Raw genomic sequence first — 23786 nt, 5'->3', positions numbered from 1 at the left:
GCCCGGTCACATTCCGAACCCGGAAGCTAAGCCCTCCAGCGCCGATGGTACTGCACTCGTGAGGGTGTGGGAGAGTAGGACACCGCCGGACAATCATTCCAGGAAGGGTCACCCGTACAGGGTGACCCTTCCTGCGTTTTTATGCGTCAGGGCCACCCCCACCGGGGTGGCCCTGACGCATATCCGTACCCGGAAAACGGAGTCGGTCAGTTCCGGGTCTGCATGTCCGCGCGGAGGTTGCGCAGCAGGCCCCCGGCGTCGGTGACCGATCGTCCCGGGAACATGGCCATCACGACGCTGCCGTGATCGGCCCAGCCGCACACCGCGAAGTCGCCGCCCTCGCCGCTGGTGCTGCCGCACTTCATCACGCCGCCCAGCTCGCCCGCGGGCACCTCGCGCAGGCCGGTCACCGCGCCGGTCTCGTCGGACATCAGGCCGAAGAGGCTGTCCAGGTCGCGCTCCGGCTGCCAGAGCAGGGTGGTGCCCCCGAAGACGAGCACCGACCGCTTGTCGTCGGCCGGGTCGCGGTAGACCGTGCCGAAGCTGCGGTCCAGCTCGATGTCGGCGGCGAGGCCGCTGCGCAGGTAGTCCGCAGTGCTCTTCGCCCGCTCGCTGTCGTCCCGGGTCAGGCCCGCCACCTGATCGGGCGAGGTCAACTGGGTGTCCTTCTGCTGTGCCACCCGCCATCCGCCGACACCTAGGACACCCGCACCCGCCAGGCCGACGACCAGTGCGACCGTCCAGCCGATCCGGCGGCGCCGGGACCACCCACCCTGCGGCTCGTCGGGGTCGCCGCCGGTATCCCGGGTGCTCAGCTGGATCGGCTCGTCGGTCAGCTCGACCGGCTCGCGACCGTCGTCGAGCGGGCGCTCAGTGAGATGTGCGTCGGACATAGCCGACACCGTACGCGAATGGCAGGCGGTGCACGCCGGGTCCGCCGAAGCCCTCCGTAGACTTTCCAGGGTGACCGACAGACTCGATGCCCGACGCCCCGACGCCCCCACCCTGGCCGGCCAGTACCAGCCCGGCGAGGTAGAGCAGCGACGGTACGAGCAGTGGGTAGCCGCCGGGCACTTCCGGGCCTCCGCCGACAGCGACAAGCCGCCCTTCACGATCGTCATCCCGCCGCCGAACGTCACCGGTTCGCTGCACATGGGCCACGCGTTCGAGCACACGCTGATGGACGCGCTGACCCGGCGTAAGCGCATGCAGGGCTTCGAGGCGCTCTGGCTGCCCGGCATGGACCATGCGGGCATCGCCACCCAGAACCTGGTCGAGCGTCAGCTCGCCGGCGAAGGCCTGTCCCGGCACGACCTCGGCCGGGAGAAGTTCGTCGAGCGGGTCTGGCAGTGGAAGGCCGAGTCCGGTGGGGCGATCCTCGGTCAGATGCGGCGCCTCGGTGACTCGGTCGACTGGGACCGGGAGCGCTTCACCATGGACGAGGGCCTGACCCACGCCGTCCAGACGATCTTCAAGAAGCTCTTCGACGAGGGCCTGATCTACCGGGCCAACCGGATCATCAACTGGTGCCCGCGCTGCCTGACCGCGCTCTCCGACATCGAGGTCGAGCACACCGACGACGACGGTGAGCTGATCTCCATCCGGTACAGCGACGAGGTCGTGGTGGCCACCACCCGGGCCGAGACGATGCTGGGCGACACCGCCGTGGCGGTGCACCCGGACGACGAGCGGTACCAGCACCTGATCGGCACCGAGGTCGAGCTGCCGCTGACCGGTCGTCGCATCCCGATCGTCGCCGACGCGCACGTCGACCCGTCCTTCGGCACCGGCATGGTCAAGGTGACCCCCGCGCACGACCCGAACGACTTCGAGATCGGCCAGCGCCACGACCTGCCCGCGGTGACCGTGATGGATGAGCGTGGCGTGATCACCGTGCCCGGCCCGTTCGAGGGGCTGGACCGGTTCGAGGCGCGGCCCGCGATCGTGGCGGCGTTGCGCGAGCAGGGCCGGATCGTGGCCGAGAAGCGGCCGTACGTGCACGCGGTCGGGCACTGCTCGCGGTGCAAGACGACCGTCGAGCCGCGGCTGTCGTTGCAGTGGTTCGTCAACACCGCGCCACTGGCCCAGGCCGCCGGCGACGCGGTGCGCGACGGTCGGGTCCGCATCGAGCCGGCCGAGCTGGCCAAGCGCTACTTCGCCTGGGTCGACAACATGCACGACTGGTGCATCTCCCGACAGCTGTGGTGGGGGCACCGGATCCCGGTCTGGTACGGCCCGCAGGGCGAGATCGTCTGCGTCGGCCCCGGCGAGCAGCCGCCGACGGGGGACGGCTGGCGGCAGGACGAGGACGTGCTGGACACGTGGTTCTCCAGCGCGCTCTGGCCGTTCTCCACCCTCGGCTGGCCGGAGCAGACCCCGGACCTGGCCAAGTTCTACCCGACCAGCGTCCTAGTCACCGGCTACGACATCCTCTTCTTCTGGGTCGCCCGGATGATGATGTTCGGCCTGTACGCGATGGACGGCCGGCAGCCGTTCGACGTGGTGGCCCTGCACGGCATGGTCCGCGACGAGCACGGCAAGAAGATGTCCAAGTCGTTCGGCAACGTGGTCGACCCGCTGGACTGGATCGACCGGTTCGGTGCCGACGCGACCCGGTTCACCCTGGCCCGCGGCGCGAACCCCGGCCAGGACGTCCCGGTCAGTGAGGAGTGGTGTCAGGGCTCGCGCAACTTCTGCAACAAGCTCTGGAACGCCACCCGGTTCGCCCTGATGAACGGCGCGCACACCTCGGGCGACCTGCCCGCAGCGGAGCGGCTCTCCACCGTCGACCGGTGGATCCTGTCCCGGCTGGCGCACGTCACCGCCGAGGTTGACGAGCAGTTCGAGGCGTACGAGTTCGCCAAGGTGTGCGACCTGCTCTACCACTTCGCGTGGGACGACGTCTGCGACTGGTACGTCGAGCTGAGCAAATCGGTGCTCGCCGAGGGCGGCGAGCGGGCCGAGAACACCCGGCGGGTGCTCGGGCACGTGCTGGACCAGCTGCTGCGGCTGCTGCACCCGGTCATCCCGTTCGTCACCGAGGAGCTGTGGCTCGCGCTGACCGGCGGCGAGACGGTGCAGAGGGCCGCCTGGCCGGTGGCCGACCGTTCGCTGATCGACGACGCCGCCGAGGCGGAGCTGGCCGGCGTGCAGCGGGTGATCACCGAGATTCGCCGGTTCCGTTCCGACCAGGGGCTGCGCCCGACCCAGCGGGTGGCCGCCCGGCTGGACGGGTTGGCGGGGGCCGGTATCGCCGCCCACGAGCCGCTGATCCGCTCGCTGGCCCGGCTGGACCCGGTCGCCGAGGACTTCCAGGCCAGCGCCACGCTGGCCATGCCCGGGGCGGTCGGTGTCGCGTTGGACACCCGGGGGTCGATCGACGTGGCCGCCGAGCGGGCCCGGCTGACCAAGGACCGCGCGGCGGCCGAGAAGGAGGTCGCGCAGGCCCGGGCGAAGCTCGACACCCCGGCCTTCATCGGCAAGGCCCCCGAGCCGGTGGTCGCGAAGATCCGCGACCGGCTCGCCACCGCCGAGGCCGACCTGGTCCGGATCGACGCTGCTCTGGAGACGCTTTCCTCGTGACCGACCGTACCGATTTCGCCACTGTCGAGGCCGAGCTGGCCGCTCGCGGCTTCACCCGCATGGTCTTCGAGCTGGACCGGATCGAGTCTCTGCTCGACCTGCTCGGCAGCCCGCAGCGGGCGTACCCGGCCATCCACCTGACCGGCACCAACGGCAAGACCTCCACCGCGCGAATGATCGACTCGCTGCTTCGGGCGTTCGGGCTGCACACCGGCCGGTACACGAGCCCGCACCTGGAGACGGTCCGGGAACGGATCAGCCTGGACGGCGAGCCGGTCAGCGAGGAGCGCTTCGCCGCCGTCTACCGGGAGATCCGGCCGCTGGCAGAGCTGGTCGACGCCGGGTCGGACGAGCCGCTGACGTACTTCGACATGACCACCGCGCTGGCGTTCGCCACGTTCGCCGACGCGCCGGTCGACATCGCGGTGGTCGAGGTGGGCCTCGGCGGCGCCGAGGACGCCACGAACGTCATCCAGGCCGGGGTCTGCGTGATCACGCCGATCGGCCTGGACCACACCGAATGGCTCGGCGACACGCTTCAGGACATCGCGCTGGCCAAGGCCGGCATCATCCACCAGGGCGCCACCGTGATCGCGGCGGCGCAGGAGGAGGAGGCGGCTCGTCCCCTCCTCGAACGGTGCGCCGAGGTGGGCGCCACCCTCGCCCGGGAGGGTGCCGAGTTCGGCGTGCTGGGCCGGTCCCTCGCGGTCGGCGGCCAGGTGCTCACCCTGCAGGGGCTCGGCGGCATCTACGAGGACGTGTTCATCCCGCTGCACGGCGCGCACCAGGCGCAGAACGCCGCCGTGGCGCTCGCTGCGGTGGAGGCGTTCCTGGGCGCCGGGACCACGCGGCAACTGGACGTCGAGGTGGTCCGGGAGGGCTTCGCCGAGGCCAGCTCCCCGGGTCGGCTGGAGCGGGTCCGGAACGCCCCCACCGTCCTGCTGGACGGCGCGCACAACCCGCACGGCATGGCCGCCACCGTCAAGGCGTTGCAGGAGGAGTTTGCCTTCAGCAAGCTGGTGGCGGTCGTCGGCGTGCTCGCCGACAAGGACGCGTCCAGCCTGTTGGAGCTGCTGGAGCCGGTGGTCGATCTGGTGGTGGTCACCCGCAACACCTCGCCGCGGGCGATGCCGACGGCGGAACTCGCCGCGCTGGCCGGCGAGATCTTCGGCGAGGAGCGGGTCGAGGTGGCCGAGGAGATGCCGGACGCGATCGAGCTGGCGGTGGCGCTGGCCGAGGAGGACGTCCCCGGTGAGCTCAGCGGGGTCGGGGTGCTGGTCACCGGGTCGGTGGTGACGGTGGCCGACGCACGTCGGTTGCTGAAGCGATGACCGGCCCGGAGCGGGACCCCCGCACCGCAGAGCACCCGACAGCGGACCAGCCTGCGGCCGGGGCGCCGGTGGACCAGCCCGAGGCCGAGGCGCCGGCGGACCAGCCGGTGGCCGGGCAGCCGCGGCGGTCCGGGCTGCGCAACCCGGAGGGGGCGGTACGCGGCCTGGGTGCCGGGACGCTCAGCCTGGAAGCGCTGGTGCTGGTGCTGGCGATCCAGCCGATCCGGGTGGTCGGCGGTGACCTGAGCGGCACCGCGATCGGCGCCGTGGTTGCCCTGGCGGTGGTCGCCGTCCTGCTTGCCGGCATGATGCGCCGTCCGTGGGCCTGGCACGCCGGCACCGTGCTCCAGGGCCTGCTGCTGTTGTCCGGCCTGCTGCACTGGTCGCTGTTCGCGCTGGGCGTCATCTTCGCCCTGGTCTGGGCGTACGCGCTGCACGTCCGCCGGGTCATCCTCGGCTGAAGCCCGACCCGGACAGCCGCGCCCGTGCCGTGTCGGCTCAGGCGTCGGCGCGTTCGCGCCACTGGGTGAGGGCGATGCCGTGGCCGTCCGGATCGCGGAACGCCGCCGCCCACACCTCCAGCTTGGTGCCCCGGTTGACCACCCGAGGCGCGTACGTGAAGCGGACGCCCGACCCGCGCAGCCGCCCGTACGCCGCCTCGATGTCGTCGACCTCAAGGTTGACGTGCACCAGCCGGCGGCTGATGGGCGCCGCCCCGGTCACCTCGCGCAGCACCAGCCGGGTCGTGCCGGAGGCGAGCACCGCGTTGCCGGCGCCCTGGTCGACCTCGGTGAAGCCGAGCACGTCGCGGTAGAAGCCGAGCGACCGGGACAGGTCGGTGACCAGCAGGGTGAGGCCCACCCCGCTGATCGGGGCGGCCGAATCGGCGGCGGTCGTCGCGTCGTACCCGAAGATCGCCTCGTCCAACTCCTCGGCGGTGACGGTCTCGCGTGCCGCTCCGGCCGGGGTGGGATCGTCCAGCGGCAGGTCGAGCGGGTCCAGCGGGTCCGTCACGAACGGGCCGGACCGCTGTGCGGGAGGCGGGTCGAAGCGTTGTGCGGCAGGCGGGTCGGAGCGCTCCTCGGCCGGCGGGGGCGGATCGTCTGCCGGCTGGTCGAAGCGGTCGGTGTCGGGCTGGTCGAACTGCTCCTCGGCGGGCGGCCGCGGCGCGGGGGTGGCCCGCCGGGGCAGCCCGCCGCCGGTCTGCTGCTCGACCAGGACCCCCTCCAGCACCACCGGGCCACCCGGGCTCTGGTGCACCACCACCGGCTCGCGCTCCTCGGGCGCGACGCCGAGGTCGTCGCGCAGCGGGTCGGGGTCGAGCGGGCTGCGGAACGGGTCACCGCCGCGCGGATCGCGGAAGTCGTCCCGGAAGTCGTCGTCGGGCGCGCGGTCGGCCCACGGTGGCGCGTCCTGCTGGATCAGCACCTCGTCCAGGGCCTCGGCGTCGGCGAACTCCGGCGGCAGGTCCGCGACGGCCGCCGCGGTCTCGGCGTGGGTCAGCACCTCGTCCCAGAGGACCTTGACGTGCCGCTGGTCGTCCAGCGCAACCCGGATCGGGAGGGTCTGGCCCAGCGACGGCCACTTGGAGACCGGCACCCGCGGCTCGATGATCTTCTTGGATCGGGGCGGCAGCCCGGGCGCGTCGATCACCAGTTGCAGCTCGCAGCGGCCGAACGTGTACTGGGTGGGTGGTTCGGAAGCGCTGTGCACATGCCCGACCCCGACCACCCAGGTGCGCCCGCCACCGCGCACGGTGGCCAGCGCGATCGCCAGCACCAACAGGGCGACGCCGAGCGCCACGATGGCCCAACTGGTCATGCCCAGCCCGAAGAGGACGACGAACGTGGCCACGGTGCCCAGCACCGTGCCGATCAGCTTGCGTACCGGCGCGATGGGTCGGTTCCCGCCATTCGCCACAGTGGACCTCCCGGGGGTCAGGGCCAGGCTAGGCCGGACCGGCCACCGGGGGGAAGACCGGCCGCCGCGCCGGCGCCGGGACCGGGTCGCTAGGCTGACCGTACCGACCCCGAGCGTTCAGCGCGTACAGGAGGAACCCAGCGTGTCCAGCAACAGCGCGGATGAGCGCAGCCTCGTTCTGATCAAGCCCGACGCGGTCCGCCGAGGCCTGGTCGGCGAGGTCCTCTCCCGCTTCGAGCGCAAGGGGCTGCGGATCGACGCGATGGTGCACCGGACGATGGACGCGGCACTCGCCGACGAGCACTACTCCGAGCACGTCGACAAGGCGTTCTACCCGCCGTTGAAGGACTTCATGACCGGCGGCCCGCTGGTGGCCCTGGTGCTCTCCGGCGACCAGGTCATCGAGGTGGTCCGCGGGCTGGTCGGCGCGACCGACGGGCGTAAGGCTGTCGCCGGCACCATCCGCGGCGACCTGTCGCTGTCCAACCGGGAGAACCTGGTGCACGCCTCCGACTCTCCGGACAGCGCCAAGCGCGAGATCGCGCTCTGGTTCCCCGAGCTGGGCTGACGCGTCCTCGCCGGGTCCGGCTGACGGCATCGGCTGACGGTGCCGGGGCTCAGTCGAGCGGCGGTAGCTTCGCCGGATTGCCGACCACGTAGATCCCGGTGATCCGCCCGTCGGCCGCGGTGACCGTCAGCGTGTACCGGCTGCCGTCCGCGCGGGTCATCAGGGCGGCGGGTTCCCCGTTCAGCTCCAGGTGGCGCGCCGCCCAGCTGTGGCGCGGGCCGTAGATCCCGGCGAAGAACCGGGCGATCCGATCCGCTCCGCTGATCGGCCTGCGGGCGGCCGACACCCGGCCGCCACCGTCGGTCCAGGCCGTGGCGTCCGCGGCAACCAGGCCGGTGAGCGTCGCCAGGTCACCGTCCCGGGCGGCGGCCAGGAACGCGTCCAGCAACCGTTCCCGCTCGGACCGGCTGGCGGTGAACCGTCGTTGCTCCTGGTGCACCCGGGCGGTCGCGCGGTGGTGCAGTTGCCGGCAGTCCGCAGGGGTCCGATCCAGGATTTCCGCGATCTCGGCGTACGGCATCTCGAAGGCGGTGTGCAGGACGTACACCGCGCGCTCCGGCGGGGTGAGCCGTTCCAGCACGTGCAGTAGCGCGGTGGACAGCGAGTCGCGTAGCTCCGCGCGGTCCAACGGCCCGAACGGCGAGGGCGCGGTGGGCACCGGCTCGGGCAGCCACGTCCCGACGTACGTCTCACGCCTGGCCTGCCGCGTCCGCAGCCGGTCCAGGGCCAGCCGGGTGACCACCCGGGACAGGTACCGGCGCGGCTCGTCCACCGCTGACCGGTCCACGCCCAGCCAGCGCAGGTACGCCTCCTGGAGCACGTCCTCCGCGTCGTCCCGGCTGCCGAGGAGGCGATAGGCGAGCCCGAGCAGCATGGGCCGGTGCGCCTCGAGCGCACCGGCCGCCTCTGCCGCCTCGGTCGTCACACCTGTGCCGGAGGCTCCAGCTGCATCGTCACCGCGATCCGATTCCACACGTTGATTGTGGCAATCGCGATGACCAGGTCGGCCAGTTCCTTTTCCGACCAGACCTTCGCGGCGGTGTCCCACACCTCATCCGGCACCCCGTGCTCGCCGAGCCGGGTGACCGCGTCGGTGAGCGCCAGTGCGGCGCGCTCCCGCTCGTCGAAGAACGTCGCCTCCCGCCAGGCGGCCACCGCGAACAGCCGCCGGCTCGACTCGCCGGCGGCGAGCGCGTCCCGGCTGTGCATGTCGACGCAGAACGCACACCCGTTCAGGATCGACGCCCGCAGCTTGACCAGCTCCAGCACGGTGTGGTCGACGTTCGTCTGGACGTACTTCTCCATCCCCATGACGGCCTTGTACGCCTGGGGTACCAGCTCGGCCGGGTTCATCCGTGGCACGACTACCTCCCTGATCGGTTCGACACCGTCACGACGGGTGGGCCGGGGTGTGCCGTGACAGTGGGCCGCTGTGACCCCGGTCATGCCGTCCGGAACAGGTCGGGGAAGAGGTCAGCCGCGGGCCGCCGGGGCGGTGTCCGCCAGCACCTCGCGCGGGCGGGGGATCAGCTCGGCCGCGGGGACCTTGGCGGCGTCACCTGTCGTACCGCCCGCACCGGCGTTGTCGCCGCTGTCGCGCGGGCCGCGCCGGGTCACCCGGGCGGCCAGCCGGCGGCCCACCTCGATCATGGGTAGCTCGACCCACCGGTAGAGCACGTCGGCGATGAGCAGCGCCACCACCACGGCACCCAGGAAGAGGCCGGTGCTGCGACGTCCCATGGTGGGCAGCAGTCCGATCGCCGCCCGCGCCGCGATGGACTGGACCAGGTACATCGAGTACGACCGCTCGCCGATGAAGACCAGCGGACGAAGCCCCAACCCGCGGGCGAGCACACTGCGCGAGAGCAGGGCAGGCAGCAGCAGCGCCGCGGCGGCGGCGTAGGTGCCGATCAGCGCCTCCTGGCCGAACCGGATCGGCCAGTACTGCACGGCCACCTGGAACGCGATGAAGACCACGATCACCACGGTGGCCGTCGCCGGGTGGGTCAGCGGCCGGACCAGCGCGAAGCCTCGGGGGTGGTGCATGACCACCGCGGTCAGGCAGCCGAGGAGGATCGCCACGTAGTGGATCGGCCAGCTCAGCCAGGCGATGTCCGGCGGGATCAGCGCGATGAAGAGCACGATCAGGCCGGCCGTGACGGCCAGCCGGCGGCGGAACGCGGCGGTCACCAGGACGAACGCGATGGCCGGCCAGAACAGGTAGAACTTCTGCTCGATCCCGATCGTCCAGGAGTGCAGGTACGGCGCGCTGTCCGGCAGGAGTTCGTTGAGGAACAGCAGGTAGTACTTCATCAGGCGTTCGATCGAGTCGGCACTGCCGCTGAGCCGGGCCAGCCCCCAGGTCAGGAAGAGCACCAGCAGGTAGACCGGCATGATCCGGAAGAACCGCCGCAGGTAGAACGCGCGCAGCGAGACCTTGCCGTACCGGTGCTCCTCACGCAGCAGCAGCGTCGTGATGAGGAAGCCGGAGAGCACGAAGAACAGGTGTACGCCGATCCAGCCGGTCAGCCACTTCCAGGACGGGCCTCCGTAGTGGAAGGCGAAGACCATGATGGCGGCCACTGCCCGCAGCCCGTCCAGGGCGGGGAATCGACGCATGGCCTGGAACTCGTCGTACCGAAGCGAACGCACCGGCGAAGTTTGCGCGAGCGCGCCAGCCGGGTCAAGCCGGCCGGACAACCGGGGTTCCCGCTCTCGTCACCCGGACCGCCGGTCGCGGCCATCTCCGACCGGTAGACCGACGGGGTCAACCCATCATCGGGAGGAAGCATGACCGAGCTTGATCGACGTACCCTGCTGCGGGCCGGCCTGGTGGCCGGGGCCGGAGTCGCCGGCGGCGGCCTGCTGGGCGGTGCCGGGGCGAACGCGGCGCCGGCCTGGCGCCCGGCGGGGCGCCCGGTGCTCACCCATGGTGTGCAGAGCGGCGATGTGACCGCGGACTCGGCGCTGGTCTGGACCCGGGCTGACCGGCCGGGTCGGATGCTGGTCGAGGTGAGTCGCCGGCCGGACTTCCGGGGCGCGCGGCAGCTGCGTGGGCCGGTGCTGGCCCCGACCGGTGACTTCACCGGCAAGGTCCGGCTGCGGGGTCTGCCGGACGCCGAGCGGCTGCACTACCGGGTCCGGGTGGAGAGCCTGGAGCGGCACGGGCTGGTCAGCGAGCCGCTGACCGGGTCGCTGACCACCGCGCCGGGTCGGCACCGGCGGCGCGACGTGCGGTTCGTCTGGACCGGGGACGTGGTCGGGCAGGGCTGGGGGATCGCTCCGGACTTCGGCGGGATGTCGATCTTCAAGGCGATGCGGGAGACCCGGCCGGACTTCTTCCTGTGCAGCGGTGACACCGTGTACGCCGACGGCCCGCTGGTCGAGTCGGTGACGCTGCCCGACGGGCAGATCTGGCGCAACCTGGTGACCCCGGAGAAGAGCAAGGTCGCCGAGACGCTGGCCGAGTACCGGGGACAGTTCGCGTACAACCTGCTCGACGAGCACCTGCGGGCGTTCGCCGCGACGGTGCCGCAGATCAACCAGTGGGACGACCACGAGGTCCTCAACAACTGGTACCCGGGGGAGATCCTGGACGACTCCCGCTACACCGAGCAGCGGGTGGACGTGCTGGCCGCCCGGGCCCGTCAGGCGTTCAACGAGTGGCTGCCGGTGCCGGTCGACGGGCCGATGTACCGGCGGCTGTCGTACGGGCCGCTGCTGGACGTGTTCGTGCTGGACATGCGGACCTACAAGGACGCGAACGACGGCAACACGTACGCCGACCCGAAGCGCGGCCTGCTCGGCCGCGAGCAGCGGGAGTGGTTGATCCGGGAGCTGAAGCGGTCCCGGGCGACCTGGAAGGTGATCGCCAACGACCTGCCGATCGGGGTGGTGGTGCCGGACGGTCCGGGCGCGCAGGAGGGTGTCGCGCAGGGCGACCCGGGCGCGCCGGCCGGGCGTGAGCTGGAGTTCGCCGAGGTGCTGCGGGCCACCCACCGGGCCGGGGTGACCGGCATGGTCTTCCTCACCGCCGACGTGCACTACACCGCCGCGCACCACTACGACCCGTCGCGCGCGGCGGTCGGCGACTTCACCCCGTTCTGGGAGTTCGTCTCCGGGCCGGCGCACGCCGGCGCGTTCGGTCCGAACGCGCTGGACGGCACGTTCGGGCCGCAGGCGGCCTTCGTGCACGCACCGCCGCGCGCCAACACCTCGCCGGCGGAGGGCTTCCAGCACTTCGGTGAGGTCTCCATCGACGGGGAGTCGGCCGCCCTCACGGTGCACCTCCGCGACCGCGATGGCGCCGCCCTGTGGAGCACCACCCTCCCGGCACCCTGATCCGAGCACGGTGATCATGAGGTTGGCGGGCGTGCGCAGTTCGGCGCGCCCGCCAACCTCATGGTCGGCCTCGGTCAGCCCTGGGGTTAGAGGGTGTCGAGGGATGCTCGGCGGCGGGACTCGGCCTCGAAGAGCTTGAGCAGGGTGGCGGCGAGCAGGGCGTAGGCGACCGCGATGGCCAGCTCGACCGCGAGCTGGGGTGCGGCGGCCCGGAAACCCTCGCCGGCGACCAGCCGGCGGGCCGCCTCTGCGGCGTGGGTGATCGGCAGCAGCTCGCCGGTGACCCGCATCCAGGCCGGTAGCCCGGCGGCGGGCACGTTCACCCCGGTCAGCAGGAGCAGCAGCGCGATCGAGACGTTGGAGACCAGCCAGACGTCCCGGAACCGCAGCCCGATCGCGCCCAACGTCAGGCCGAAGAAGCCGCAGGCCAGCGCCGCGACCGCCAGGGTCAGCAGCAGCCCTGGTAGCGCGTCGACCGGCACCCGCAGGCCGAGCAGCAGCGACGCGGCGGTCAGCGTGGTCACCGCGATCAGCAGGCCGTTCGCCGCGTACGGCAGGACCCGGCCGAGGAAGACCGCGGTGCGGCTGCGCGGTGAGAGCAGCACGTGCCCGAGGGTGCCGAAGCGCCGCTCGTTGGAGACCGCCATCGTGCCGCCGAACACGCACGCCAGGGAGGCGGCCAGCACCGCGTTGCCGGTGATGTAGAAGCTGTCGTCGGCGACGCCGAGCTGCCGTCCCAGATAGGCGAAGAAGAGCAGTTGGAACAGCGGGCCGACGAGCAGCGTGCCGACGAACATCGCAGGGGTGGTCCAGTTGAACAGTGCCCGGTAGGCGATCACGCCACCGATGCCGACCAGGCGGAGCAGTGCGGTCATCGTCGCCTCCTCAGGCCAGAGCGAGCGTGGCCGCCGCGCGGGCCCGCCGCTCGACGTGGGTCATCATGATCGCGCCGAGCGCCAGGCAGGCCAGGCTGATCGCCAGGCAGACGCCGAGCGACGGCCAGACCGGCCCGCTGCCGGTGGCCGCCTCGCGGACCGCACGCGCTCCCCACGTGGTGGGCAGCACGGCTGCGATCGGGCCGGTCCAACCGGGCAGCGCGGTGATCGGCACGAGCATCCCGGAGACCAGCCAGATCGGGTACTCCAGCGTGTTGGCCAGCGCGTTGGCGTTGCGGAGCAGCACGAACGTGGAGGCGAGCAGCAGGCCGAACATGCCGAGCCCGATGATGCAGCCGGGCACCGCGACCGCGAACGCCCACGGGTGGGCGAAGGACAGCGGAATGCCGTACAGCAGCCGACCCCAGGCCAGCGTGGCGAGCATGGCGTTCGTGCCGGTGAGCGCGGTGGCCAGCGTGATCGGCAGCACCACCAGGGCGGGCGGCCGGGGCGCCAGCATGATCATCTCCAGGGTTCCCTGCCACCGCTGGTTCTGGATGGCGCCACCGGAACCGAACAGCACCGACGACCAGATGCCCATCAGCCCCGCTCCGACAGCGGCCTCCAACAGTCGGCCCGGCTCCCCGCCGGCCCGGAACAGGTAGACGGCCAGGGTCGCCTGCACCACCGGCACGATCAGCGCGGTGGCGATCTCGAACGGCGACCGGCTGAGCTGCTTGGCGTGCAACAGCGCACCGACCGCGATCATCCGCAGCGTCCTCACCCGGCCACCGCCTCGAACGCACGGGCCTGCGCGTCGACCCGGTTCACGATCGCCACGTACGCGTCCTCCAGGGTGGGCTGCCGCGCGGTGACCCGGCCCAGCCTGACCCCGTCCAGCGCGCGCAGCACGTCCGCCTGCACGTCCACCCCCGCGTCGGACTGCACGGTCAGCACCTGCGCCGCACCGGTGACGGCCACGCTCGCCTCGCGTACCCCGGGCAGGGCGTGGATCACGGCGAGCTGGGTGTCGCCCACCCCGTACGCCTCCACCTCCAGCACCTGCCGGCCGTCGGCGTGGTGCCGAGGGCCTGGATGGTGCCGTTCGCGATCACCGCGATCCGGCCGCACAGCTCGTCCGCCTCGGCCATGTAGTGCGTGGTGAGCAGCACGGTGGTGCCGGTGGCGGCCAGCTCGGCGACGGTCTGCCGCAGCTCCCGGGCGGCCACCGGGTCCACCCCGATCGACGGCTCGTCGAGGAAGAGCACGCTCGGCCGGTGCAGCAGGCCCCGGGCGATGTGCAGCCGCTGCCGCATGCCCCGGGAGTAACCCTCCACCCGGTCGTTCTCCCGGCCGGTCAGCCGGACCAGGTCGAGAAGCTCGGCGATCCGCCGCTTGTGCTCCCGCCCCGGCACGCCGTACAGCTCGGCGAAGTAGCGCAGGTTGTCCCGTGCGGAGAGCCGGTCGTAGAGCCCCCGGTCACCGCCGAAGACGTACCCGATCCGCCGGCGCACCTCGCGGGTCTGTCGAACCACGTCGAAGCCACAGATCCGGGCCTCGCCGGCGGTCGGGATGAGCAGCGTGTTCAGCAGCTTGATGGTCGTCGTCTTGCCAGCGCCGTTCGGTCCGAGCAGGCCGAACAGCTCCCCGTTGCCGACGGTCAGGTCGACGCCGCGGACCGCCTCGACCTCCCGGCGCTGTGGTCGTAACCATCCGGTGCGGCTGCGGTACGTGCGGCGCAGCCCGACCGCCTCGATCGCGTGTTCGCTCATGGCCCGCAGGCTAGGAGTGGTCGGGACGGCGGGAAACGAATTCGGATCCGGCCGAATGCTCAGGCCGAGGCGGTCGCCGGCTCGTCGCCGATCAACTGCACCAGGGCCACGCCGGCTGGTTCCAGGCCGTACAGCACCCGCCGGCCGACCCGACGGCGGTGCACCACGCCGGCGGTGAGCAACGCGGAGAGCTGCTCCGAGACGGTGCTCGGGGCCAGCCCCAGGGTGGCCGCGAGGCCGGCGGTGGTCGCCGGCCGGGTCAGCGCCCGCAACACCTGGGCACGCCCCCGCCCGACCAGCACCGCCAGCCGGTCGACCGCCGGCCCGGTCGGGGCAGCCGGGGCGGGCGCGCCATCGGCGAGCAGCGCCGCGCCACGCGCCTGGTAGGAGACGGCGACGATCTCCGGGTGGTCGGTGGAGCAGGCGAGCGCTCCCCGGGAGAAGATCAGCGGGATCAGCAGCAGTCGCTTGTCGACCGCCTCGAAATGCTGTTCCAGCGGCTTCACCAGGGTCAGCACCGGCCTGTCCCAGCGCACCCGCTCGTGCAGGTCGGCCAGTAGCGCGTCCGGGCCGTGCGCGGCGAGTGCCCGCGCCCGGTGCAGCACCTCCTCGTCCAGCGTCGCCCGCATCGCCGGCCACCACGGCGCGATAGCCGCGTCCCAGTACGCCTCGATACCGTCCGCCAACCGGTGCAGGGCGGCCTGCCGGTCCGTGACGAACGGGCTGAGCCACCCGGGCAGGTCGTCGGGCCGGTGGTAGCGGGGGATCTGGTCGGCGATCACCTCCGGCGGCGTCGCGCGCAGCTCGGCGAGCTGCTCGGCCAGGGTCGGCGTGGCCGATGTGGGAATCGGGCTGAGGAAGTCCGGTGCGCGCGAGCCGATGGCCAGCAGCCGGACCGGGGCGGTAGCCGGCACCTCGGCCAGCACCCGCCGGGCGTGCCGCGCCCAACCGGTGTACGGCCAGGGCGCCTCGCCCGGGTTGCGGTGCAGCACGTACAGGCTGGTCATCACCTCCCACAGCGGGCTGGTGGCGATCCGGGTGCGAGCCAGCGTGGGCTCGTCCAACTCGATCCGGATCACCCGGCCAGCCTAGGCGGCGGTCGGCGGGCGGGATCCGGCGGCGGCGCGTCGGCGGGCGGGATTACTCGGCGGCGCGCCGGTGGGCGGGTCGAGTATCGTTGTGCACCGTAAGGCGATGACCCGGCCATCACCGGTGAGCCTCCGGAAGAACAGCCGGGCAACCGGCCCAGTAGAACCGGACGGGTCCGGCCCGTCACAGCCGGCCAATGAGCGGGCGGTCGATCCTGACCGCCAAGCGGGGTGGTACCGCGGGCCACCCGGGAGCGCCGTCGAGGCGTCCCCGGAGACGCTCGTCCTCGCAGACCCACTGATGAGTGAGCTGCGCGAGGAGAGCGACCCCCGATGGCCTATCCACTGCACGACCCGACCGCCGCCGGTGTCCCGGCGAGCCCGGACCTGCCCGCGGTCGAGCGCCGGGTGCTGGAGCACTGGACGGCCGACAAGACCTTCGAGGCGTCGGTGGAGGCCCGCCCGGCCGGCGACGACGGCAAGAACGAGTACGTCTTCTACGACGGCCCGCCGTTCGCCAACGGTCTGCCGCACTACGGCCACCTCTTCACCGGCTACGTCAAGGACGTGGTGCCGCGCTACCAGACCATGCGCGGCCGGCACGTCGAGCGGCGCTTCGGCTGGGACTGCCACGGCCTGCCCGCTGAGGTGGTGGCCGAGAAGCAGCTCGGCATCACCAGCAAGGCGGAGATCATCGACCTCGGCGTGGCCAGGTTCAACGAGGCCTGCCGCACCTCGGTGCTGGAGTTCACCCAGGACTGGGAGCGGTACATCAACCGGCAGGCCCGCTGGGTCGACTTCACCAACGACTACAAGACCCTCGACCTGGACTACATGGAAAGCGTCATGTGGGCCTTCCGGACCCTGCACGACAAGGGTCTGATCTACGAGGGTTTCCGGGTGCTGGCGTACTGCTGGCGCTGCGAGACGCCGCTGTCGAACACCGAGACCCGGATGGACGACGTCTACCGGGACCGGCACGACCCGACGTTGACCGTGTGGTTCGGGCTGACCCCGGACGAGTCCGCCCCGGAGCTGCTCCGCGGGTCGGTCAAGCTGGGCGTCTGGACCACCACGCCGTGGACCCTGCCGTCGAACCTGGCGCTCGCCGTCGGCCCGGACATCGAGTACGCCGTGCTGGAGCGCGACGGTGACCGCTACGTGGTGGGCGCCGCCCGGCTCGGGGCGTACGCCAAGGAGCTGGACGGGTACGAGCAGGTCGGCACGGTGTACGGCCGGGACCTGGTCGGGCGCCGCTACACCCCGCTCTACGACTTCCTGGTCGAGCAGGCCGGCGAGAACGCCTACCAGGTGCTCGGCGCGGACTTCGTCACCACCGAGGACGGCACCGGGATCGTGCACCTGGCGCCGGCCTTCGGTGAGGACGACCAGAACGTCTGCAACGCCGCCGGCATCCCCACCATCGTCACGGTCGACGACCACACCCGGTTCACGGCGTTGGTTCCGCCGTACCAGGGTGAGCAGGTCTTCGACGTCAACAAGCCGGTGATCCGGGAGCTCAAGGAGCGGGGGGTGGTGCTCAAGCAGGACACCTACACCCACTCGTACCCGCACTGCTGGCGCTGCGACACCCCGCTGGTCTACAAGGCGGTGTCGTCGTGGTTCGTCGCGGTGACCCGGTTCAAGGACCGGATGGTCGAGCTGAACCAGCAGATCAACTGGACGCCTGGGCACATCAAGGACGGCTCGTTCGGCAAGTGGCTGGCCAACGCCCGCGACTGGTCGATCAGCCGGAACCGGTTCTGGGGCTCGCCGATCCCGGTCTGGAAGTCCGACGACCCGAACTATCCCCGGCTCGATGTCTACGGCTCGCTGGCCGACATCGAGCGGGACTTCGGCGTACGCCTGACCGACCTGCACCGGCCGGCGGTGGACGACCTGGTCCGCCCCAACCCGGACGACCCGACCGGGCAGTCGATGATGCGTCGGGTGCCGGAGGTGCTGGACTGCTGGTTCGAGTCCGGCTCGATGCCGTTCGCCCAGGTGCACTACCCGTTCGAGAACGCGGACTGGTTCGAGCACCACTACCCGGGCGACTTCATCGTCGAGTACATCGGGCAGACCCGCGGCTGGTTCTACACGATGCACGTGCTGGCCACCGCGCTGTTCGACCGGCCGGCGTTCCGCAACTGCCTGAGCCACGGCATCCTGCTCGGCTCGGACGGGCGCAAGATGTCCAAGAGCCTGCGCAACTACCCGGACGTCTACCACGTCTTCGACGCGTACGGCTCGGACGCGATGCGCTGGATGCTGATGTCCTCGCCGGTGCTGCGCGGCGGCGACATGGCGGTCACCGAGGCGGGCATCCGGGACGCCGTCCGCCAGGTGATGCTGCCGCTGTGGAACGTCTGGTACTTCTTCTCGCTCTACGCCAACGCGGACGGGTACCAGGCGCGGCGCCGCACCGACTCGCCGGACCTGCTCGACCGGTACGTGCTGGCGAAGACGAACGAGCTGGTGTCGGCAGTCGGCGCGCAGATGGAGGCGTACGACATCTCCGGTGCCTGCGCCACCGTCCGGTCCTACCTGGACGCGCTGACCAACTGGTACGTGCGCCGGTCCCGGGACCGGTTCTGGTCCGGGGACGCGAACGCCTTCGACACGCTGTGGACGGTGCTGGAGACGCTCTGCCGGGTGGTGGCGCCGCTGGCGCCGTTGACCGCGGAGGAGATCTGGCGCGGGCTGACCGGGGAGCGCTCGGTGCACCTGACCGACTGGCCGGAGGCGACCGAGTTTCCGGCCGACCACGAGTTGGTCGCCGCGATGGACGCCACCCGGGCGGTCGCCTCGGCGGCGCTGTCGCTGCGCAAGGCCAAGGGGCTGCGGGTGCGGCTGCCGCTGCCCAAGCTGGTCGTGGCCTCGCCGGCGGCGGAGCAGCTGCGCCCGTTCGCCGACCTGGTCACCGACGAGGTCAACGTGAAGGCGGTGGAGTTCAGCGCGGACCTGGCCGAGTACTGCCAGCAGGTCCTGACCGTGGTGCCCCGGGCGCTCGGCCCGCGGGTCGGCAAGCAGGTCCAGCAGGTGATCAAGGCGGTCAAGGCCGGCGAGTGGGAGCTGGTCGACGGCGCTCCGGTGGCCGCCGGGGTCACCCTGGCCGAGGGTGAGTACGAGCTGCGCCTGGTCGCCGCCGACGCCGAGCACTCCGCGCCGCTGCCCGGCGGTGAGGGCGTGGTGGTGCTGGACACCGAGGTCACCCCCGAGCTGGCCGCCGAGGGGTTGGCCCGGGACGTGGTCCGGGTGGTGCAGCAGGCCCGCCGGGACGCCGACCTGGACGTCTCGGACCGGATCGTGGTGTCGGTGTCGGCGTCCGAGGAGGTGCGCGCGGCGGTGGCCGCGTACATCGATTTCGTCTCCGGAGAGGTGCTGGCCGACTCCGTCGACTTCGCCGAGGGCGTCGACGGCTTCGTCGGCGAGGTCGGCGAGGGTGACCGGGTGACGGTCGTGGTCCGTCGGGTATGAGGTGGTCGGGGACGGACGGGTCGAGGTCGTCCCGTCCGTCCCCGGACGCTCACTCCCGGGCCGCCCCCGTGGGTCCGGGACGCCCGCCACCCGCTCCGGGCGGAGTGCGGGCGTCAGCTAACGTGACACCGCCTGTGCAACCCACGACCGCCGGAGGACCAGTGCCCCTGCTCTACACCATCGGCAAGCTCACCGTGGCGCCCACGCTGCGGTTGGCGTTCCGCCCGACCGTGGAGGGGCTGGAGCACCTGCCGGAGACCGGCGGGGCGGTCTTCGCCGGGAACCATCTGTCGGTGGCCGACGAGCTGTTCCTCGGCACGGTGGTGCCCCGGCACCTGGCGTTCTGGGCGAAGTCGGAGTACTTCAAGGGCACCGGGGTCAAGGGCGCGATCTCCAAGTTCGTCCTCACCGGCCTGGGCGCGATCCCGGTCGAGCGGGCCGGCGGGCGGGCTGCGCTGTCCGCGTTCGACGCGGCCATCCCGGCACTCAAGGGCGGCGACCTGGTGGTGGTCTACCCGGAGGGCACCCGCTCACCGGACGGCAAGCTCTACCGGGGACGGACCGGAGCGGCCCGGCTGGCGCTCTCCGCCGGAGTGCCGGTCATCCCGGTCGGCATGATCGGCACGGACAAGGCGCAGCCGATCGGCGCCCGGGTGCCCCGTCCCGGCACCGCCAAGATCACCGTTCGGTTCGGCAAGCCGCTGGACTTCACCGGCCGGCCGGCCGACCGCACCTCGCTGCGGCAGATGACCGACGAGATCATGAGTGAGATCCAGAAGCTCACGGGCCAGGAGTACGTGCCCCGCTACGCCCCGCCGCGCGCCCACCCGGACCCGACCCGCGACTCCTGACCGACCCCCGGCCCTCAGCTCTGCTCGGGCTGGACGATCTGACCGCGCAGAGTGTCCAGCAGCGCCGCGCTGTCGGCGACGGAGAGCCGGGTGAACACGCCGGTGGCGATGCTGCCGTGGTCGACCGAGGTGCAGACCACCACGTCGCTGCCGGCGGAACGGCCGACCGCGCAGCGTTCGTGCCGGCCCCGCACGCCGGTTTTCACCGTCTCGGGGGCCTCCAGCGCGTAGCGCTCACTGAGTCGGGTGATCTCCGCGTCCGCGTCCGCCTCCGGGGTGAGCCGGAAGCCGGTGCCGCCGAAGACCGTCACCCGCTTGCCGTCCGCGGTGCCGTAGACGCCGGCGAAGGTGTCCTCGGCCAGCCAGTGCTCCCGACGTACCTCGTTCTCCAGGTCACGGGCGGCGTCCGCGTTGCGGCTGTCCTGGCGCAGGCTCAGGTCGGCCACCTGCTCGGGCAGCGCCGCTCGGGCCGGGTACTGGGCCGAGATCGGAAACCCGTAGTAGGCCGGGCAGCCGCAGCAGCAGGCCAGGGTGAGCAGCAGCAGCCACGGCCAGCGGCGTCGCCGACGGACCTTGACCGGGACGTACCCCTTGGGGGCCTGCCAGCCCGGTGGCGGTGACACCGGTGGCGGTGCCGCGGACCGTCGGCCCCGGCGCTGCTTCGGCGGGGCGGGCGGCGGTGCGGGTGGAGACATCGGCCGGGCCGGCATGGTGGGCCGGGCGGCTGGGGACAGCGGGGCGGCCGGCGGCAGTGGGGCGGCCGGCGGCGACGCCGGGTGCGGTCCGACCGGGGGAGTGGGCGGACCGGGCCACTGCCGGGTCGCCGGTGGCACCGGGTAGTGCAGCGTCGGGGGCAGCGGGGGCAGCTCGGCGTGCGGCAGGTCCCAGCCGCCGGTGTCCACGCCGGCCCACGGGTCGACCGGGGTCCGGTGCTCCGGCGGCTCGTCGGGAGTGGGTGGGACAGGGGTCGGCTCGGCCGACGCACCCCAGGCCCGCTTGCGCGGCAGCGGGGGCGGCACCGGCGCGGATCCGCTCCACCGGGGCGCGCTGACCGGCGCGGTGGCGGCCGGGGAGTCGGCCGCACCGGCGGCTGCGGCCTCGTCGGCGGGTCGCGGCTCGTCGGCCGGTCGCGGCTCGTCCGCCGGTCCCGGTGTGTGTGTCGGTGCGGCGTCGTCCGGGCCGGCGGCCTGGTCGGTCGGCGGCTCCGGCTGGTCTGAGGGATCCGGCCGCTGCGGTACTTCCGGCTGGTCCGAGGGTTCCGGCTGGTCCGAGGGTACGGGTGGGGGCGTCGGCTCGTCGGCGACCGCCGGATCCCGGTCCGGCTCCGTGCCCGGGGTGCTCCCGTCGGCCGGACGGCCTGCTCCCGGCTGGGGCTCCGGCATCGCGGCAATCTCCTCTCGCGCCGGTCCGAGGTTAGTACCGCGCCGCCAGCTCCGCCGACCGGGCTGCGGGCTGCCGCGCACGACAGTCGGCGTCGATCGGACGTCATGGCGGCGTGCGCGCGGTCACGGCCGGGCGGACGCGTACCCTTGGGCATCATGAGTGCCCCGTCCACGACGCCGCGCCCGGCCGCGACCAATTCCATCTGGTCCCAGCTGGAGCCGCTGCTACCCCAGGTCACGAAGCCCATCCAGTACGTCGGTGGTGAACTGGGTGCGGTGGTCAAGGACTGGGACGCGGCAACCGTGCGCTGGGCGCTGATGTATCCCGACGCGTACGAGGTGGGCCTGCCCAACCAGGGTGTGCAGATCCTCTACGAGGTGCTCAACGAGCTGCCCGACACCCTCGCCGAGCGGACGTACGCGGTCTGGCCGGACCTGGAGTCCCTGATGCGCACGCACGGCGTGCCGCAGTTCACCGTCGACGCGCACCGGTCGGTCCGCGACTTCGACGTGTTCGGCATCTCCTTCTCCACCGAGCTGGGTTACACCAACCTGCTCACCGCGATCGACCTGGCCGGCATCCCGATGCTGGCCGCCGACCGCACCGACGTCGACCCGGTGATCGTGGCCGGCGGGCACGCCGCGTTCAACCCGGAGCCGGTCGCCGACTTCATCGACGCCGCTGTGCTCGGCGACGGCGAGGAGGCGGTCCTGGAGATCACCGCGATCGTCCGGGAGTGGAAGGCCGAGGGCTCCCCGGGTGGCCGCGACGAGTTGCTGCTGCGGCTCGCCCGCACCGAGAGCGTCTACGTGCCGCGCTTCTACGACGTGGACTACCTCCCCGACGGCCGGATCCAGCGAGTCGTGCCGAACCGGGCGGACGTGCCGTTCCGGGTGCACAAGCGCACGACGATGGACCTGGACGCCTGGCCGTACCCGAAGAAGCCCCTCGTCCCGCTGGCCGAGACGGTGCACGAGCGGTACGCGGTGGAGATCTTCCGGGGCTGCACCCGGGGTTGCCGGTTCTGTCAGGCCGGCATGATCACCCGCCCGGTGCGCGAGCGGTCGATCACCACGGTCGGGCAGATGGTGCGCGACGGGCTGGAGTTCTCCGGCTTCTCCGAGGTGGGCCTGCTGTCGCTCTCCTCGGCCGACCACTCCGAGATCGGCGACATGTGCTCGGGCCTGGCCCAGCAGTACGAGGGCACCAACGTCTCGCTGTCGCTGCCGTCGACCCGGGTGGACGCCTTCAACATCGACCTCGCGCAGGAGCTGTCCCGCAACGGGCGGCGCACCGGCCTGACCTTCGCCCCGGAGGGCGGGTCGGAGCGGATCCGCAAGGTCATCAACAAGATGGTGTCGAAGGAAGACCTCATTCGCACCGTGGTCACCGCGTACAGCAACGGCTGGCGGCAGGTGAAGCTCTACTTCATGTGCGGCCTGCCCACCGAGACCGACGCCGACGTCCTGGAGATCGCGGACATGGCGCACGAGGTGATCAAGGCTGGCCGGGCGGCGACCGGTTCCAAGGACATCCGCTGCACCGTCTCCATCGGTGGGTTCGTGCCGAAGCCGCACACCCCGTTCCAGTGGGCCCCGATGGAGCGCCCGGAGGTCATCGACCACCGGCTCAAGATCCTCAAGCAGGCGATCAACTCGGACCGCTCGCTGGGCCGGGCGATCGGCTACCGCTACCACGACGGCGAGCCGTCGCTGATCGAGGGCCTGCTCTCCCGGGGCGACCGGCGGGTCGGTTCGGTGATCCGCAAGGTGTGGGAGAACGGCGGCCGGTTCGACGGTTGGAGCGAGCACTTCTCGTACCAGCGCTGGGTGGACGCGGCGGCCGAGACGCTGCCCGCGTTCGGGGTGGACCTCGACTGGTACACCACCCGTCAGCGCGACGAGCTGGAGGTCCTGCCCTGGGACCACCTGGACTCGGGCCTGGACAAGGACTGGCTCTGGCAGGACTGGCAGGACTCGGTCTCGGAGTACGAGCAGGACGACTGCCGGTGGACCCCGTGCTTCGACTGCGGCGTCTGCCCCTCCATGGACACCGAGATCCAGATCGGCCCCACCGGCAAGAAGCTTCTCCCCCTCACGCCGCTGGGCGGCAACGGCATGAAGGTGCCGGCGGGCGACCAGTCCGCCTGATCGCGGGGCAGCGCCGGGCGGCGGTCACCCGCTACCCTCCATTACCAACACGTCACCCACCGGGTCTTTGCCCGGTGGGTGAGCGGCGCTGGCGGAGGGGGCTCGGGTGGCCGATTTCTCCACGAACACCGAGAAGCTGGGCGACCTCGTCTCCGAGCTGTCGGCGACGGCAAAGTCGCTGGATACCGGAGTGCTTCCCAAGATCGAGTATCTGCGGCTGCCCGCCGGGGCCGCGCCGGCCTTCGATGCCGGCTTCTCCGCCGCGTACGACGAGATGCACGAGACGACGACGCAGGCCGTGACGGCGCTCGCCGCTGCCGTCGCCGAGGTCGCGAAAGGGCTCGGCCGGGTGGTCGAGCACTACCGCACGATGGAGGAACGGCACGGTCAGTCCTTCGACACGGCACTGGACTGAGCGCGGTCCCCGCGACCTGCCCGGTCTCTC

Annotated in this window: 20 protein-coding genes and 1 rRNA gene; 10 read left to right on the top strand and 11 right to left on the bottom strand. The window is 72.0% G+C overall.

Annotated elements, in window-relative coordinates:
• Positions 1-91 (top strand): 5S ribosomal RNA (gene rrf, locus ABZV00_RS22325); the annotation flags it as partial.
• A 115-nt stretch (positions 92-206) separates the two neighbouring features.
• On the opposite strand, the gene ABZV00_RS22320 is transcribed toward rrf, so the two are convergent.
• Positions 207-893 carry a hypothetical protein gene (locus tag ABZV00_RS22320; RefSeq protein ID WP_355609220.1) on the bottom strand — a complete coding sequence of 229 codons (687 nt, stop codon included), beginning with the start codon at positions 891-893 and terminating at the stop codon, positions 207-209.
• Positions 894-963: 70 nt separating this feature from the next.
• Between ABZV00_RS22320 and ABZV00_RS22315 the strand changes: the two genes are divergently transcribed.
• From ABZV00_RS22315 to ABZV00_RS22305, 3 genes are read left to right on the top strand one after another with little or no spacing between them, the layout of a single operon-like run.
• Positions 964-3582 (top strand): valine--tRNA ligase, encoded by a 2619-nt coding sequence (locus tag ABZV00_RS22315; protein WP_355609217.1) that lies wholly within the window; start codon positions 964-966, stop codon positions 3580-3582.
• Positions 3579-4913 (top strand): folylpolyglutamate synthase/dihydrofolate synthase family protein, encoded by a 1335-nt coding sequence (locus ABZV00_RS22310; protein ID WP_328419472.1) that lies wholly within the window; start codon positions 3579-3581, stop codon positions 4911-4913. Before ABZV00_RS22315 ends, ABZV00_RS22310 begins: the two co-directional genes overlap by 4 nt.
• A complete protein-coding gene (locus tag ABZV00_RS22305; protein WP_355609213.1) occupies positions 4910-5374 on the top strand; it encodes a DUF4233 domain-containing protein in 465 nt (154 codons plus the stop codon). The genes ABZV00_RS22310 and ABZV00_RS22305 overlap by 4 nt, the downstream gene beginning before the upstream one ends.
• Before the next feature lie 37 nt (positions 5375-5411).
• Here the strand turns inward: ABZV00_RS22305 and ABZV00_RS22300 are convergent, their stop codons facing one another.
• A complete protein-coding gene (locus tag ABZV00_RS22300; RefSeq protein ID WP_355609210.1) occupies positions 5412-6833 on the bottom strand; it encodes a VOC family protein in 1422 nt (473 codons plus the stop codon).
• 142 nt (positions 6834-6975) lie between these two features.
• On the opposite strand from ABZV00_RS22300, the gene ndk reads away from it, so the two are divergent.
• Complete coding sequence (gene ndk / locus ABZV00_RS22295) at positions 6976-7401, top strand: nucleoside-diphosphate kinase (RefSeq protein WP_328419466.1); 426 nt, start codon at positions 6976-6978, stop codon at positions 7399-7401.
• Between the two features lie 49 nt (positions 7402-7450).
• On the opposite strand, the gene sigJ is transcribed toward ndk, so the two are convergent.
• The 3 genes from sigJ to ABZV00_RS22280 form a co-directional block, all read right to left on the bottom strand.
• A complete protein-coding gene (gene sigJ / locus ABZV00_RS22290; protein WP_355609207.1) occupies positions 7451-8326 on the bottom strand; it encodes an RNA polymerase sigma factor SigJ in 876 nt (291 codons plus the stop codon).
• Positions 8323-8754, bottom strand: coding sequence for a carboxymuconolactone decarboxylase family protein (locus ABZV00_RS22285; protein WP_355609233.1), 432 nt, complete (start codon positions 8752-8754; stop codon positions 8323-8325). Before ABZV00_RS22285 ends, sigJ begins: the two co-directional genes overlap by 4 nt.
• Before the next feature lie 120 nt (positions 8755-8874).
• Positions 8875-10053: an acyltransferase gene (locus ABZV00_RS22280; RefSeq protein WP_355609205.1), complete on the bottom strand. Its 1179-nt coding sequence runs from the start codon at positions 10051-10053 to the stop codon at positions 8875-8877.
• Between the two features lie 138 nt (positions 10054-10191).
• Between ABZV00_RS22280 and ABZV00_RS22275 the strand changes: the two genes are divergently transcribed.
• Entirely contained in the window at positions 10192-11742 is a 1551-nt protein-coding gene (locus ABZV00_RS22275; RefSeq protein ID WP_355609203.1) for an alkaline phosphatase D family protein, read from the top strand.
• An 86-nt stretch (positions 11743-11828) separates the two neighbouring features.
• Here ABZV00_RS22275 and ABZV00_RS22270 read toward each other — a convergent pair whose 3' ends face one another.
• Genes ABZV00_RS22270 through ABZV00_RS22250 form a run of 5 tightly spaced genes read right to left on the bottom strand, consistent with a single transcriptional unit; the run spans position 11829 to position 15468 of the window.
• Positions 11829-12617, bottom strand: a complete 789-nt coding sequence (locus tag ABZV00_RS22270; RefSeq protein WP_355609200.1) for an ABC transporter permease — start codon at positions 12615-12617, stop codon at positions 11829-11831.
• 10 nt (positions 12618-12627) lie between these two features.
• A complete protein-coding gene (locus ABZV00_RS22265; RefSeq protein WP_355609197.1) occupies positions 12628-13386 on the bottom strand; it encodes an ABC transporter permease in 759 nt (252 codons plus the stop codon).
• Positions 13387-13397: 11 nt separating this feature from the next.
• Positions 13398-13655 (bottom strand): hypothetical protein, encoded by a 258-nt coding sequence (locus ABZV00_RS22260; protein ID WP_355609195.1) that lies wholly within the window; start codon positions 13653-13655, stop codon positions 13398-13400.
• Positions 13631-14389 (bottom strand): ABC transporter ATP-binding protein, encoded by a 759-nt coding sequence (locus ABZV00_RS22255; RefSeq protein WP_355609192.1) that lies wholly within the window; start codon positions 14387-14389, stop codon positions 13631-13633. The genes ABZV00_RS22260 and ABZV00_RS22255 overlap by 25 nt, the downstream gene beginning before the upstream one ends.
• A 59-nt stretch (positions 14390-14448) precedes the next feature.
• Positions 14449-15468, bottom strand: coding sequence for an ArsR family transcriptional regulator (locus ABZV00_RS22250; protein ID WP_355609189.1), 1020 nt, complete (start codon positions 15466-15468; stop codon positions 14449-14451).
• A gap of 342 nt (positions 15469-15810) precedes the next feature.
• Between ABZV00_RS22250 and ileS the strand changes: the two genes are divergently transcribed.
• Both ileS and ABZV00_RS22240 read left to right on the top strand, forming a co-directional pair.
• A complete protein-coding gene (ileS, locus tag ABZV00_RS22245) occupies positions 15811-18957 on the top strand; it encodes an isoleucine--tRNA ligase (RefSeq protein WP_355609186.1) in 3147 nt (1048 codons plus the stop codon).
• Positions 18958-19118: 161 nt separating this feature from the next.
• The gene (locus tag ABZV00_RS22240; RefSeq protein WP_355609184.1) at positions 19119-19808 is read left to right on the top strand and encodes a lysophospholipid acyltransferase family protein; all 690 of its coding nucleotides are present in this window, start codon (positions 19119-19121) and stop codon (positions 19806-19808) included.
• Positions 19809-19822: 14 nt separating this feature from the next.
• On the opposite strand, the gene ABZV00_RS22235 is transcribed toward ABZV00_RS22240, so the two are convergent.
• Entirely contained in the window at positions 19823-21190 is a 1368-nt protein-coding gene (locus ABZV00_RS22235) for a hypothetical protein (RefSeq protein ID WP_355609181.1), read from the bottom strand.
• Positions 21191-21346: 156 nt separating this feature from the next.
• On the opposite strand from ABZV00_RS22235, the gene ABZV00_RS22230 reads away from it, so the two are divergent.
• Both ABZV00_RS22230 and ABZV00_RS22225 read left to right on the top strand, forming a co-directional pair.
• Positions 21347-23341 carry a TIGR03960 family B12-binding radical SAM protein gene (locus ABZV00_RS22230; RefSeq protein ID WP_355609178.1) on the top strand — a complete coding sequence of 665 codons (1995 nt, stop codon included), beginning with the start codon at positions 21347-21349 and terminating at the stop codon, positions 23339-23341.
• A gap of 106 nt (positions 23342-23447) precedes the next feature.
• A complete protein-coding gene (locus tag ABZV00_RS22225) occupies positions 23448-23756 on the top strand; it encodes a hypothetical protein (protein ID WP_355609175.1) in 309 nt (102 codons plus the stop codon).
• The last annotated feature ends 30 nt before the right edge of the window (positions 23757-23786 follow it).

The sequence above is a fragment of the Micromonospora sp. NPDC005173 genome, assembly GCF_040608515.1.
Classification (GTDB): domain Bacteria; phylum Actinomycetota; class Actinomycetes; order Mycobacteriales; family Micromonosporaceae; genus Micromonospora.
Note: the sequence above shows the minus strand (reverse complement) of the source record. Positions and strands in the feature narration are given on the sequence as shown.